This window comes from Mesorhizobium sp. WSM4819 (assembly GCF_055811215.1).
This window is the reverse complement of the sequence record NZ_JBVVQO010000012.1, coordinates 30844-43890: the sequence shown is the minus strand read 5'-3', so window position 1 is coordinate 43890 and position 13047 is coordinate 30844. Positions and strand designations below refer to the sequence as shown.

Annotated in this window: 13 protein-coding genes and 1 riboswitch; of the genes, 6 read left to right on the top strand and 7 right to left on the bottom strand. The window is 62.5% G+C overall.

Translation table 11 applies throughout. The features are described from left to right. Positions 1–32: 32 nt before the first annotated feature. The 3 genes from AC0L18_RS13400 to AC0L18_RS13390 all read left to right on the top strand — a co-directional run bounded on the left by AC0L18_RS13400 (position 33) and on the right by AC0L18_RS13390 (position 2202). Complete coding sequence (locus tag AC0L18_RS13400) at positions 33–752, top strand: MBL fold metallo-hydrolase (protein WP_473492684.1); 720 nt, start codon at positions 33–35, stop codon at positions 750–752. Between the two features lie 95 nt (positions 753–847). Beyond that, a complete protein-coding gene (locus tag AC0L18_RS13395) occupies positions 848–1459 on the top strand; it encodes a molybdopterin-dependent oxidoreductase (RefSeq protein ID WP_128170384.1) in 612 nt (203 codons plus the stop codon). Continuing rightward, positions 1456–2202 carry an FAD-binding oxidoreductase gene (locus tag AC0L18_RS13390; RefSeq protein ID WP_473492682.1) on the top strand — a complete coding sequence of 249 codons (747 nt, stop codon included), beginning with the start codon at positions 1456–1458 and terminating at the stop codon, positions 2200–2202. The genes AC0L18_RS13395 and AC0L18_RS13390 overlap by 4 nt, the downstream gene beginning before the upstream one ends. Positions 2203–2211: 9 nt before the next feature. On the opposite strand, the gene AC0L18_RS13385 is transcribed toward AC0L18_RS13390, so the two are convergent. Continuing rightward, positions 2212–3327 carry an FAD-binding oxidoreductase gene (locus AC0L18_RS13385; RefSeq protein WP_473492681.1) on the bottom strand — a complete coding sequence of 372 codons (1116 nt, stop codon included), beginning with the start codon at positions 3325–3327 and terminating at the stop codon, positions 2212–2214. A gap of 23 nt (positions 3328–3350) precedes the next feature. Next, positions 3351–4598, bottom strand: a complete 1248-nt coding sequence (locus tag AC0L18_RS13380) for an aromatic ring-hydroxylating oxygenase subunit alpha (protein WP_473492679.1) — start codon at positions 4596–4598, stop codon at positions 3351–3353. A gap of 113 nt (positions 4599–4711) precedes the next feature. Then, a riboswitch (cobalamin riboswitch) is annotated at positions 4712–4914 on the bottom strand. A 507-nt stretch (positions 4915–5421) separates the two neighbouring features. Between AC0L18_RS13380 and AC0L18_RS13375 the strand changes: the two genes are divergently transcribed. The 3 genes from AC0L18_RS13375 to AC0L18_RS13365 all read left to right on the top strand — a co-directional run bounded on the left by AC0L18_RS13375 (position 5422) and on the right by AC0L18_RS13365 (position 6231). Beyond that, entirely contained in the window at positions 5422–5628 is a 207-nt protein-coding gene (locus tag AC0L18_RS13375; RefSeq protein WP_473492677.1) for a DUF680 domain-containing protein, read from the top strand. Between the two features lie 67 nt (positions 5629–5695). After that, on the top strand, positions 5696–5920 hold the full coding sequence (locus tag AC0L18_RS13370; RefSeq protein WP_023796853.1) for a DUF680 domain-containing protein: 225 nt from the start codon (positions 5696–5698) through the stop codon (positions 5918–5920). A gap of 74 nt (positions 5921–5994) precedes the next feature. Continuing rightward, positions 5995–6231 (top strand): DUF680 domain-containing protein, encoded by a 237-nt coding sequence (locus tag AC0L18_RS13365; protein WP_023796852.1) that lies wholly within the window; start codon positions 5995–5997, stop codon positions 6229–6231. Between the two features lie 189 nt (positions 6232–6420). Here AC0L18_RS13365 and AC0L18_RS13360 read toward each other — a convergent pair whose 3' ends face one another. From AC0L18_RS13360 to AC0L18_RS13340, 5 genes are all read right to left on the bottom strand, one after another. Beyond that, on the bottom strand, positions 6421–7533 hold the full coding sequence (locus tag AC0L18_RS13360; protein WP_473492676.1) for an ABC transporter ATP-binding protein: 1113 nt from the start codon (positions 7531–7533) through the stop codon (positions 6421–6423). 25 nt (positions 7534–7558) lie between these two features. After that, the gene (gene bglA, locus AC0L18_RS13355) at positions 7559–9223 is read right to left on the bottom strand and encodes a beta-galactosidase BglA (protein ID WP_473492675.1); all 1665 of its coding nucleotides are present in this window, start codon (positions 9221–9223) and stop codon (positions 7559–7561) included. Between the two features lie 4 nt (positions 9224–9227). Next, on the bottom strand, positions 9228–10382 hold the full coding sequence (locus AC0L18_RS13350; RefSeq protein WP_027151438.1) for a carbohydrate ABC transporter permease: 1155 nt from the start codon (positions 10380–10382) through the stop codon (positions 9228–9230). A 1-nt stretch (position 10383) separates the two neighbouring features. After that, positions 10384–11397: a carbohydrate ABC transporter permease gene (locus tag AC0L18_RS13345; RefSeq protein WP_473492674.1), complete on the bottom strand. Its 1014-nt coding sequence runs from the start codon at positions 11395–11397 to the stop codon at positions 10384–10386. A 230-nt stretch (positions 11398–11627) separates the two neighbouring features. Continuing rightward, positions 11628–12983, bottom strand: coding sequence for an ABC transporter substrate-binding protein (locus tag AC0L18_RS13340; RefSeq protein ID WP_473492672.1), 1356 nt, complete (start codon positions 12981–12983; stop codon positions 11628–11630). Positions 12984–13047 lie beyond the last annotated feature (64 nt).

The window sequence follows — 13047 nt, the reverse complement described above, 5'->3', positions numbered from 1 at the left end:
GCCGGCTCGCTTCTGATGCCGGAATCTTCGTGATGCGTGACTGGTTCAGCAAGACCGTCATCGACGCCGATACGACGATGCTGACCGAGCCGTTCGTGCATGATTTCGTGCGCGCCAACATCTGGCATCTGCGCGGCCGCGACGTCGACCTGCTTGTCGACACCGGCATGGGGATTTGCCCGCTGGCGCCGGAGGTCGACACGCCTGATGGCAAGCCGCTGCTCGTCGTCGCCACCCATATCCACCTCGACCATGTCGGCTCGCTGCACGAATTCCCGCTGCGAGCCGGGCCGAGGATGAGTGCTGCGCAATTCGACAGCATGGATGACGCCGTCACCTACGCCCACATGTTTCATGATCTCGACGGCGCCGTCTCGAAGCTGCCGGCACCGGGCTGGAGAGCGGCCGAATACAGAATCCAGCCGGCCCCGCTGACGCGGACGCTTGACGAGGGCGATCTGGTCGACCTTGGCGACCGGGAATTCCGGGTGCTGCATCTGCCCGGCCATTCGCCGGATTCGATCGCGCTGTTCGATGAGGCCGACGGCCTGTTGTTCGCCGGCGACGTCATCTACGACGCCTTGCTGATCGACGACCTGCCGGATTCCGACCGATCAGCCTATCGCCGAACCATGCAGCGGCTGCTCGATCTGCCTGTCAGCATCGGCCATGGCGGCCATGGACCAAGCTTCGACGCCAAACGGATGCGCGAGATCGCCGCCGGTTATCTCAGGCGAACAGACGGCGCATAAGCCAAGAATCTGGTTGCCCGCCAGAGTATCTTTGACAACATTGGGTGAAGGCCGACAGGCGGCCTGATGCAAACGGATTGTAACGGATTGTCTCGATGGTCACCCGCGGCTTCTCTTCAGGACGAAAGCCCCCGACGGATGCGGATGCGCGTATCCCGCCGGGGCAGTATCTCGAGCAAGGGTTTCCGGTGCTGTCGGCCGGGCCGACGCCGCCTGTGCGCACCGAGGACTGGTCGTTCACGCTCAAGCACGGACCGCGGCCGATCAAGACGTGGAACTGGACAGAGTTCAACGCGCTGCCTTTGACCAAGATGACCCGCGACATCCATTGTGTCACCGCGTGGACCAAGTTCGACACGGCGTGGCAAGGCGTGCTGGTCGACGATATTCTGGCGGATGCCGGTATCGAGCCACCGACGGCCTTCACGCTGGCGCTGTCCTTCGACGGCTATACAACCAATGTGCCGACGCAGGATCTCACTGCCGGCAAGGCGATGGTTGCGCTGCTTTACGAAGGCAAGCCGATCACGCCGGACCATGGCGGCCCGGCGCGGCTGCTGGTTCCGCATCTCTATTTCTGGAAGTCGGCCAAATGGCTGAACGGCCTGCAGTTCACCGAGCGCGACGAGCCCGGCTTCTGGGAGCTGCGCGGCTATCACATCTATGGCGACCCGTGGCGCGAGCAGCGCTATACGGGCGATCCATGAGCGACGCGCCGGCGGCGCAGTCGCCCTGGCAGCCGGTGACCATCGCCCGCATCGAAAAGCGCACGCCGCGCGTCACCAGCTTTTTCCTCCAGCCGTCGCGGCCCTTCGCCTATCGTGCCGGGCAGCATGTCGATGTCAGGCTGACGGCGCCGGACGGCTATCAGGCGCGCCGCTCCTACTCAATCGCCTCGGCGCCGGAAGCCGGCGAGACGATCGAGCTGGCGATCGAAAGGCTCGATGATGGCGAGATCTCGCCCTTCTTCCACGATATCGCGGCGGTTGGCGACGAGGTCGAGTTGCGCGGACCGCTCGGTGGCCACTTCGTCTGGTCCGACAGCGACGGCGGCCCGCTTCTGCTGGTCGGCGGCGGGTCCGGCGTGGTACCGCTGATGGCGATGATCCGCCATCGCGCCGCGCGCAGATCGGCGGTGCCCGTGGCATTGGTATTTTCCGCACGGGTATGGGACGAGGTGATCTTTCGCGACGAGCTGATCGACTTCCACGATCGCCGGGACGGCTTCGACCTGGTGTTGGCGCTGACCCGCGAGGCCGCCCGGCGCCCGTCAGACTATTCGCGGCGGGTCGATGCCGCGATGATGGAGCAATCGATGCTGCGGCTGCCCGCGCCGCCAAGGTTCGCCTTTGTCTGCGGCTCGAATGCGTTCGTCTCGGCCGCCGCCCAGGCGCTGATCGATGCCGGTGTGCCGGCAAGCCTCATCCGCACCGAGCGCTACGGAGTTTAAGCTCCCCGGTCAGGCGTCGATCTCGAGCGCCGTCAGCGGCTTCGAACAGCAGGCAAGGATGAAGCCGTCGTCGATCTCGTGATCGAGGATGCCGCCATTGTGGCTCATCTCGACCGTGCCCGAGACCTTTTTCACCTTGCAGGTTCCGCACAGGCCGAACTCGCAGGCTGCGGGGATGCGTACGCCCGAAGCGCGCGCCGTCTGCAGCACGGTCTGGCCGGCAACGCATTCGGCATCAATATCCGAAAGCGAAAAGCGGATCGGCGTTGCGGCCTCGGCAGGTACCTCGATCCCGCCCTCTGCCGGCCCACCCTCTGCCGGCGAACCGAACGGAGCCGGTATTTCCTCCACCGCCGGGGCCGCAAAGCTCTCCTGATGGTAGTTGGCCATGTCGAAGCCGGCTGCCTCCAGCATCTGCCGCACGGCGCGCATGAAGGGGTCGGGGCCGCAGCAGAAAATTTCGCGCTCGCGAAAATCGGGCGCCAGCAGCGGCAGCCGTATCGCGTCGATCCGGCCCATATGGCCGAACCAGCCCTCACGGCTGGACCGTTCCTCGATCATGAAGCCGAGCGTCAGGCCCGGCATGCGGCTGCCGAGCAGCTCGAGCTCCTTGCGGAAGATGATCTCCTCGGGCTTTCGCGCGCAGTTGACGAAGCCGACATCTGTCCATGGCGCGCAGTCGTTCAGCCAGCGCAGCATCGACATCATCGGCGTCACGCCTGAGCCGGCCGAAATGAACAGATACTTGGCCGCTGGATGGCTGTGCAGCGAAAAGTCGCCCGCCGGCCCATAGGCCTTCACGTGAACGCCGGGCTTCAGATTGTCGAACATCCAGCGGGTGCCGAGGCTGCCGGCCTGCGCTTTCACCGTCACCGCGATCGAGAACGGCCTCGACGGCGAGGACGACAGCGTATAGGTCCGCATCATCGGGCCCTCGGTGGTCGGCAGTTCCAGCGTCACGAACTGCCCCGGTCTGTAGCGGAACCAGGTCTGGTTGTCAGAGCGGAAGGTGAAGGTCTTCACGTCAGGCGCCTCGTCGCTGACGCCGATGACTTCCAGCACCTGGAGCCTGTCGTTCCAGGGCGCCATCTCGTCGAGATGGCGGTAGAGGCCAAGGTCAGTCATCGCATTCATCCCCTTGACCTCGTTCAGGCGACGCTGCGCAGCGCCGGCCGCCCGGCCTCGGCAAGGCGCGGCCCGATGAAGGAGGCGTACCATTCGACGAACTGGATGACGCCGCCCTCATGCAGTTCCGAATAGGGGCCGGGCTCATAGGCCGGCGACAGGATGCCGAAGGCGTTTTCCTCGACAATGCGACGGTCCTGGTCGTTGGTCTCGGTCCAGACATGGGTGAGTTCGGCGAGGTCGTAATCGACGCCTTCGACCGCGTCCTTGTGGACAAGCCATTTGGTGGTGACGGCCGTTCCCGTGGCACTGATCGGCAGCACGCGGAAGGTGACGGCATGATCACCGAGGATATGGTTCCAACTCGTCGGATAGTGATAGAGCAGCAGCGAGCCGATACGGTCGGTCGAAACGCTGTCGGAAAGGTTCTTCTTCACCGCGCGTCGTCCCGTCATCGTGTAGCTGACGGCGTCGCGCAGCAGCGGCGCGCGGGTGGCGCGATACTGCCCGGCCGGATCGATGCGGAACTTGCTCGGCAAGCCCGCCGCCTCGCATTTCGCCCAGTGCGCGAGCATCTCTGGATCGCTGTCGGCGCCCTGCACGCCGGTCACGGTCGGCGCTTCCGGGAATGTCTTGCAGAGTTCCGGATGGTTGCCGGCGCAATGGTAGCACTCGCGGTTGTTCTCCCAGACGAGCTTCCAGTTGCCCTTCTCGACGATGGTCGATTCGAAGGCGATTTTTGCCTCGCGCAGCCGGTGCGGCAGCAGGTAAGGCTCGATCATGGCGCGCATCGGCGCGAAGTCGGCCGGCTCGTTGGCCAGGCAGATAAAGATGTAGCCGGCAACGCTTTCGCAAGCCACCGGCTTCAGGCTGAACTGGCTCTTGTCGAAGCCGTCTGCCATCTGGCGAGCAAACAACAGCCGGCCGTCCAGCTCGTAGGTCCACTGGTGATAGGGGCAGACCAGCTTCGCCGCAGTGCCCTTGTCGGCATTGCAGACACGGCTGCCGCGATGCCGGCAGGAATTGTGGAAGGCATTGATCTTGCCTTGCTGGTCGCGGACCAGCACGACCGGATAGTCGCCGATCTGGGCGGTGATATAGCTGCCAGCTTTCGGCAACTCGCAATCGTGGCCGATGAACAGCCAGTCGCGATACCAGATCAGCTCCATGTCGAGCTTGAAGAAATCTGGATCGGTGTAGAAGGGCTGCTCGAGCGAATAGCCTTGCCTGCGGCCGTGCAAGAGCCTCAGCATGTCGTTGCGCGCGTCCATGTCCTGTCCTCGTGTAAGGACTGAACTGGTGGTGATGGAGGGAGGACCGTTTGCACGCCGGCGACAGGGCCGGACGTGCATCATCCACCTCTTGACCGCCCACCGCGATCAGTCGAGTCTGAAAATCTCGGGCTGGTTTCCGGGCTCTGGAGTGTCCTTGCGGACTCGTCGCGACACCTTCCCAGGCTTGTGGCCCAGTGGTCTCCCGTTGCGACTTGAACTCCACCACCGTTGCGGGGGCAGCGCCGGGTTCTGACCGGCTTCCCAATTCTCCGCTTCGTCGTCACCAAGCGGCACCTGAGATGGCGTGATCTAATCATGCCGGCCGGCTGACTGCCGGCATGAAAGCGACATCGTATCCATGCGGCGCGACACCGCCGGCGAAACCTGCAGGTTTATATCTGCAGGGCTGAAACCCCACTTTGTCGGCGGCCATTGTCGGCTGCCGTGACATCGAATCCGACCCGCGGCGGAGACCAGGAAGGTTAACAGTTTACAAAAGTGACTATTAGCCGCTTCTAAAATCGAACCGAACGGTTCGTTTCTGTTGACAATGCGTACAGCATGCTGTGAACGCAGATCCGCCAATCCGTCAAATCATGAATGGCTAATTTTGAATAAGATATTGAAAACGAACCATAAAACCATGGTAGTAGATGCCTCTGGCACAATTTCAAGGTGTAGATTCTTGGTCCACACGGAACAACTTCGTGATTGGAATCCGCCGAATGGCCTTCCCACATCGGGGCTGTCCGAACGACGCGCGCATCCTCCCAAGACACGCCGCTAGACGGACTGAAGACCAAGATACTGGAGTACTAAAATGAAAAAGATCGCTCTTGCTGCCGTCGCCGTTCTGGCCATCACCGGCAGCGCCTTTGCCGGCAGCGACCATTATGGGTCCGACGCCGCCAACCAGCCGACTGCTTCGGTCGACAGCTCGTATACTGCCTCTGTCCAGACGCCGGCTCACGCTGAAAAGCAGCCCGTTGGCCAGGGCGCCGACCGCAACCTTTTCGGCAACAATTAGCAGCTGGTCCCAAACAGCAAAGTGGCGGTCCGCCACTCGGGATCTGAGGAACTCAGGAGTATTTGAAATGAAGAAGCTCATTCTTGCCACCGCCGCCATTGTGGCCATCTCCGGCAGCGCTTTTGCCGGCAGCGACAACTTTGGATCGAACGGCGCCAACCAGCCGGCCGCTGCGGTCGACAGCAACTCGTACACGGCTTCGATTCGGAATTCGGCTTCGGCGCAGAATCCGGTTCCGGCTGACGAGAAACCCGTCAACGGCAGCGACCGTAACCTGTTCGGCAACAACTAACAGTGCGTTCCAACAGCGGCGGCGGCATTTGCCCGCCGGGCTGGCGGAACCAAGAAAATCCAGGAGTTTTGAAAATGAAGAAGATCGTTCTTACCGCCGCCGCGCTTTTGATTGCTGCGGGCGGCGCTTTTGCCGGTAGCGACAACTTTGGCAGAACCGACATCAACAAGCAGGCGACCATCAACGTCGACAACACGCAGACTTCTTCGGTACGCAATACCGGCTCGCCGGTCTACAAGCTGCTCAACTCGTCGGGCGACGTACAGAAGTCCGCCCCGCAGGGCAGCGACCGGAACCTGTTCGGCCGCTAGCGCATCGGCCCGAAAATCGGTTCCGATTCTCGGAAAGCACGATGCGCAGGTTTAAAGTGTTGGAGCGTACCTTTGTGCGTCCACTTGGACGCACGTCTCACTAACAGCGACCGGAACGCACAAGAGTGGCGGCTTGCCCGCCGCTCTCGTTTTTGGGTCACCAAACATCCATCAGTTCGGCTGCTGCTCTCAGGCTGCCTTTGCTTCCGCTTTGTGGAGCGTGAATGAATGTCCGTCGGCATCGAAAATATGCAGGTCGCCGGCATCGGCATTCAAGCGCAGCGCAGCGCCGCGCTTGACCCCGACATTGCCTGGCAGCTTGGTGACCAGCGGCAGGTCGGCGCGGCCGATGTCGACATAGACGAGCTGGACCTCGCCGAGTTGCTCGACATAATCCACCGTTCCCTCGAAAAGATAATCCGCACCGGTGGCGATCGTCAGATCTTCCGGCCGCACGCCGAAGCTCACCGCAGCGCCCTTCACCGACGCCGGCGTGGCGATCGGCACCGTCGCCTTGCGCCCGCCGACATGACTGACGATGGTCGGGTCGCCTGATTTGTCGATCGTCGCCGGCAGGATGTTCATGGCCGGCGAGCCGATGAACTGGGCGACGAACAGATTGCCGGGTCTCTTGTAGAGCTCCATCGGCGTGCCGACCTGCTCGATATGGCCCTCCTTGAGCACCACGATGCGGTCGGCCAGCGTCATCGCCTCGACCTGGTCGTGGGTGACGTAGATCATCGTTGTAGCAGGCATCGATTCCTTGAGCTTGGCGATCTCGATGCGGGTGGCGACGCGCAGCGCCGCGTCGAGGTTCGACAGCGGCTCGTCGAACAGGAAGACCTTGGGGTTGCGCACGATGGCGCGGCCGATGGCGACGCGCTGGCGCTGGCCGCCCGACATCGCCTTGGGCAGGCGGTCGAGATATTTGGTCAGCTGCAGGATTTCCGCCGCCTGGCGCACCCGCTTGTCGATCTCGGCCTTGCTCTCCTTGCCGATCTTCATCGAGAACGCCATGTTGTCGTAGACAGTCATGTGCGGATAGAGCGCATAGGACTGGAACACCATGGCGATGCCGCGCTTCGACGGCGGCACGTCGTTCACCACCTCGCCGTCGATCTTGAGCTCGCCGGAGGTGATTTCCTCAAGCCCGGCGATCGACCGCAGCAAGGTCGACTTGCCACAGCCCGAAGGGCCGACGAAGACGATGAACTCGCCCGACTTTATGTCGAGGTCGATGCCATGGAGAATGTTGAGATTGCCGTATGATTTCTTCACTTGCCTTAGCGTGACATCGGCCATGGGTTCCCTCCAGTGAATTGCAAATTCAGTCGATACGCCCGAACCAGGCGCCGTAGCCGCCGAGGCGGATAAAGCCGGCGTCAGTCTGTCCCGAAAACCCGTGCCCCGGCAAGGGCTGCAGCGAGCGTCCGCCGAGATTGACTTCGGCCGGTCGGCTGCCGAGATTGAAGGCGCAGACGATCTGCTCATTGCCCTCGCGGCGCGTGAAGGCGACCGTATCGCCCTGGCTTTCGATGAACTCGATCTCGCCCTTGGCCAGCGCCGGATACAGGTGGCGGAAAGCGAGAAAGCGCCGGTAGTGTTCGAGCAGCGAGTTGTCGTCGCCCTGCTGCACATCGACCGCCTGCGAAAGGTGCTTGGCAGGCACGGGCAGCCAGGGCTTTGCCGTGGAGAAGCCGCCATTGCCGTCGGCGCCATTCCAGACCATCGGCGTGCGGCAGCCGTCGCGGCCCTTGAATTCCGGCCAGAACCGGATGCCGTAGGGGTCCTGCAGATCCTCGAATTGCAATTCCGCTTCGCCAAGACCGAGTTCCTCGCCCTGGTAGATGCAAACCGAGCCGCGCAGCGACATCAGCAGCGCCGAGATCACCTTGAGATAAGCGGTCTGGTCGGCCTCGCCGGCCGCCCAGCGCGAGGCAGTGCGCATCACGTCGTGGTTGGAGAAGGCCCAACACGACCAGCCGTCGCTGGCGACCTCGCCAAAGGCTTCCAGCACCGAACGCACCTTTGCCGCGCTGATCTTTTCGGGCGCCAGGAAGTCGAATGAATAGCACATGTGCACGCGCTTGCTGCCGGCGGTATAGGCCGCCACCACCTCCAGTCCGCGCTGCGAATCGCCAACTTCGCCAACCGCCGCCGTCGCCGGATATTCGTCGAGCAGGGCGCGGAAGCGTTCGAGGAAGCCAAGGTTTTCGGGGCGGCTCTTGTCGTAGAGATGGTCCTGGTAGTTGTAGGGGTTGACGGAAGGAGCGGTCTGGTCGTTGCGCTGTTCGGGGGGCAGCGGCGGATTGTCCTCGAGGCCCTGGCTGTGGAAGTAGAAATTGATGGTGTCGAGGCGGAAACCGTCGACGCCGCGCTCCAGCCAAAAGCGGGTGACATCGAGCAGCGCGTCCTGAACTGCGCGGCTGTGGAAGTTGAGATCGGGCTGCTCGGCCAGGAAATTATGCAGGTAATATTGCTGGCGGCTGGTGTCCCACTGCCAGGCCGAACCGCCGAAGATCGACAGCCAGTTGTTGGGTGGCGTGCCGTCGGGCCTGGCGTCGGCCCAGACATACCAGTCGGCCTTCGGGTTGGTGCGGCTCGAGCGGCTTTCCTTGAACCACGGATGGATGTCGGCGGTATGCGACAGCACCTCGTCGATCATCACCTTGAGCCCGAGCCTGTGCGCCTCGGCGGTCAGGGCGTCGAAATCGGCCAGCGTGCCGAACATCGGATCGACGTCGCAATAGTCTGATACGTCGTAGCCGAAATCCTTCATCGGCGACTTGAAGAACGGCGAGATCCAGATGGCATCGACGCGGAGCGCCGCGACATAGGGCAGCCTGCCGATGATGCCCCTGAGGTCGCCGATGCCGTCGCCGTTCGAGTCCTGATAGCTGCGCGGATAGATCTGGTAGATCACGGCACCTCGCCACCAGTCGCGGTCGACGGCGAAGTCGGGACTCAACGTCGCTTTCACAGCGGATTGCATGATCTCAGCCTCCCTTCACCGAGCCGGCGAGCAGCCCGCGGACGAAATAGCGCTGCAGCGAGAAGAACACGATCAGCGGCACGACAATGGTGATGAAGGCCGATGTCGTCAGGATCTCCCAGTCGCCGCCGCGCGAGCCGAGCAACGCGTTGAGCTTGGCGGTTAGCACGATCTGGTCGCCCTCGGTGCCGAGGAAAACCATCGCGACCAGCAGATCGTTCCACACCCACAGGAACTGGAAGATGGCGAAAGAGGCCAGCACCGGGAACGACAGCGGCAGCACGATCTTGACGAAGATCTCGAAATCGCTGGCGCCGTCGATGCGCGCCGATTCCATGATTTCTCGTGGCAGGCCGGCAATGTAGCTTCTCAAGAGATAGATGGCGAACGGCAGGCCGAAGCCGGTATGCGCCAGCCAGATGCCGAGATAGGTTTTCGACGGCACGCCGAAGAAGCTGCCGACGCCGTTGTAAAGCTTCAGCAGCGGGATCAGCGACATCTGCAGCGGCACGACCAGGAGCCCGATGATCACCGCTATGAGCAACGCCCGGCCGGGAAAGCGCATCCAGGCCAGCGCATAGGCGGCGAACGCCGCGATCAGGATCGGGATGACGGTCGCCGGAATGGTGACGGTCAGCGAATTCATGAAGGAGCGGCCGATACCTTCCGAAAACAGCACCGTATTGTAATTGTCGGTGGTGAATTTCGGCGGCGCCGACGAGGCGTAGTAGACGCGCTGGCCACGCTCGCCCTCGAACGGCTTGGTCGAGGTCATGACGAAACTGCCGTCGGGGTTGAGCTGCAAGGTCTCGCCGTCACCGAGATCGGCTGTGGTGCCGGCGGGATATTGCGTCGGCGCCGACGACTTGACGCCAAAGGCGCTGATGTCGCGGGCCGGATCATCGCCGAAGATGTTGCCCTCGAGGACGAACTTGCCGTCCTTCTCGACTTGCGCCGAGGCGGGTGGCAGCCGCCCCGCTTCCGTCTGCGTGGAACTGGCGAACGAGTTCCACCAGCCCGAGGCGATGATCTGGTCCTTGTCGCGCAGCGACGAGACGAGAATGCCGAGCGTCGGGATCGTCCAGATCGCGACGAAGAGGAAGACCGCGATATGGACGCCGAAACGGCTGGCAAAGGACTTTCCGGTCGAGACGGCCATCTCAATGTCCTCCCGTCTCTTTGTTGGCCTGGCGGATGTTCCAGATCATGATCGGAATGACCGCGATCATGATGATGATGGCGATGGTGGCGCCACGGCCGAAATCGCCGCCGCCGCGGAACATCCAGTCGAACATCAGATTGGCCAGCACCTGGCTGTTCCATTGGCCGTTGGTCATCGTCAGCACGATGTCGAAAACCTTCAGCACCAGGATGGTGATGGTGGTCCAGACGACGGCGATCGTTCCCCATATCTGCGGCACCATGATCTTCCAGAAGATCTGGAACGGATTGGCGCCGTCGATGACGGCCGCCTCCAGCGTCTCCTCGGGAATGCCCCGCAAGGCAGAGGACAGGATGACCATAGCAAAGCCGGTCTGGATCCAGATCAGGATGATCATCAGGAAGAAATTGTTCCAGAACGGCAGCGATATCCAGACCTGCGGCTGGCCGCCGAAATATTGAATGATGGCGTTGAGCAGGCCGATCTGCGTCTGGCCAGCACCGCGGTATTCGTAGATGAATTTCCAGATGACGCTGGCGCCGACGAACGAGATGGCCAGCGGCAGGAAGATGAGGCTCTTGGCGATTGTGCCCCACCAGATCTTGTCGGTGAGGACGGCGATGATCAGCCCGAGGAAGGTGCAGGCGGCAGGCACGACCGCCAGCCAGATGATGTTGTTGAGGATGGAGGTGCGGAATTCGCGGTCGCCGAACGCCCATCCATAGTTGGCGAAGCCGACGAAATTGGCGCCACCGCGATCGAGGAACGACAGCCTGAGCGTCTCCACGACCGGGTAGATCAGGTAGATGGTGAGGATGATCATGGCCGGGCCGACGAACAGCCACGGCCGGATCATCCCCTGCCGGCGCAGATTGTCGATGGCCGCCGCACCTGCAACGCCGCGCGACGGGAAGATGATGTCCACCAGTTTGTTGGCGCCCCAGAAATAGGCGACGCAGCCGCCGACGCCGACGACGATGACGAATATGGCCGAGAAAATCTGAGCCGCCACAGGTCCCTCCCTCTGCGCATGATCCGCCAGTCGGGAATGACTTTGGCGATGCGATCACAGGCCGATTCAGTTATTTGGAACGCGATCGGATGCAAGGCAGGGTTTTGCACTTGCTGGTCGCGCGTCATGCCGGAATGTGCTCATAAAAATTGCTGCTGTGCGGGCCGCCGGTCGGATCCAGGCCATCGAGGCCCGGATCGATGCAGGATCGGACGTTCAGCCGGGACCGCCTACTTGATCGCGTCCCAGCTCTTCTGGATGTCGGTGGCGACATCCTGGGCGGACTTGCCGCCGACGAGATCGATCATGCCGGTCCAGAAGGCGCCGGCGCCGATCTTGCCCGGCATCAGGTCGGACCCGTCGAAGCGGAAGGTCGAGGCCTCGGCGAGGATTTCGCCCTGCTTCTTCAGCGCGTCGCTGGCATAGGCGTCCTTGTTGACCGACTTGAACGGCGTCACAAAGCCGCCCTGGGCCATCCAGATCTCATGGGCGAGCGGCATCTTCAGGAATTCGATGAACGCGCGGGCACTCTTGCTATCCTTGGTGATCATGGCCAGCGTGCCGGCGCCGAGCACCGGGGTGCCGAGGTCGGGCTTGGCAGCGTAAGGTGGGAAGTAGAAGAAGTCGGCGTCCTGACCGATCTCGGTGCCTTCCGGGAAGAAGGTTGGGATGAATGACGCCTGGTGGTGCAGATAGCATTTCGGCGGCACCGAGAACAGGCCTTTCGGGCTGTCGCGAAAATCGGTCGCCGCCACCGCCTTGGCGCCGCCGTCGACCATCTTGTCGTCGGTCGCGATCTTGCCGAAAATGTCGATGGCGTTGACCACCGCGGGGTCGTTGAACGGAATCTCGTTCTTCACCCACTTGTCGTAGGTCTCGGGCGTCTGGGTGCGCAGCATGATGTCCTCGACCCAGTCGGTCGCCGGCCAGCCGGTGGCGCCGCCCGACCCGAGCCCGATGCACCATGGCGTGCCGCCGTCGGCGATGATCTGCTTTTCGAGCTCGGCGAGTTCTTCCTGCGTCTTCGGCACCTCGTAGTCGGCTTCCTCGAAATTGTCCGGCGAGTACCAGACCAGCGATTTCACGTCGGCCTTGTAGGGGAAGGCGAAAAAGCCCGGCTTGCCATCCTTGTCCTTGAAGGTGCCGAGATCGACCCATGACTGGCCGGCGCCGTAATTGTCCTTGATCCAGTTGGCGGTGTCGTCGCCGAGCGGCGTCAGCAGGCCCTTGGACGCCAGGTCCTGGATCAGGCCCGGCTGCGGCAGCACGGCGATGTTGGGCGGGCTGCCGGCCTGCGTGTCGATGACGATCTGCTGTTCGTAATTTTCCGACGAGGAGTATTTGACCTCGGCGCCGGTGGCTTCCGAAAAATAGTCGAGAACGGTGCGGATGAGGCCCTCGTCCTCGCCGCGCCATGGCCCGAAGATCGACAGCGTCTCGCCCTTGAGGTCGACTTTCTTGAGCTCTTCGTAATTCGCCCAGTTGAAGCGGGGGTCTTCGCCCGGCTTGAACTTCAGTTCGGCTTGCGCCGGTGCGCCCAGGGCGAGCGTCACAAAGGCGGCGCTCAGCAGAAGCATTTTCCTCATTGGTATTCCCTCCCAGTGGTGACAGACACCGGACGGAACCTCCATTCCGTCCGCCGACGCAGCA

Coding starts and splice junctions, on each gene's coding strand:
- AC0L18_RS13400 (WP_473492684.1), top strand. CDS start 33: ATGCGTGACTGGTTCAGCAAGACCGTCATCGACGCCGATACGACGATG.
- AC0L18_RS13395 (WP_128170384.1), top strand. CDS start 848: ATGGTCACCCGCGGCTTCTCTTCAGGACGAAAGCCCCCGACGGATGCG.
- AC0L18_RS13390 (WP_473492682.1), top strand. CDS start 1,456: ATGAGCGACGCGCCGGCGGCGCAGTCGCCCTGGCAGCCGGTGACCATC.
- AC0L18_RS13385 (WP_473492681.1), bottom strand. CDS start 3,327: ATGACTGACCTTGGCCTCTACCGCCATCTCGACGAGATGGCGCCCTGG.
- AC0L18_RS13380 (WP_473492679.1), bottom strand. CDS start 4,598: ATGGACGCGCGCAACGACATGCTGAGGCTCTTGCACGGCCGCAGGCAA.
- AC0L18_RS13375 (WP_473492677.1), top strand. CDS start 5,422: ATGAAAAAGATCGCTCTTGCTGCCGTCGCCGTTCTGGCCATCACCGGC.
- AC0L18_RS13370 (WP_023796853.1), top strand. CDS start 5,696: ATGAAGAAGCTCATTCTTGCCACCGCCGCCATTGTGGCCATCTCCGGC.
- AC0L18_RS13365 (WP_023796852.1), top strand. CDS start 5,995: ATGAAGAAGATCGTTCTTACCGCCGCCGCGCTTTTGATTGCTGCGGGC.
- AC0L18_RS13360 (WP_473492676.1), bottom strand. CDS start 7,533: ATGGCCGATGTCACGCTAAGGCAAGTGAAGAAATCATACGGCAATCTC.
- bglA (WP_473492675.1), bottom strand. CDS start 9,223: ATGCAATCCGCTGTGAAAGCGACGTTGAGTCCCGACTTCGCCGTCGAC.
- AC0L18_RS13350 (WP_027151438.1), bottom strand. CDS start 10,382: ATGGCCGTCTCGACCGGAAAGTCCTTTGCCAGCCGTTTCGGCGTCCAT.
- AC0L18_RS13340 (WP_473492672.1), bottom strand. CDS start 12,983: ATGAGGAAAATGCTTCTGCTGAGCGCCGCCTTTGTGACGCTCGCCCTG.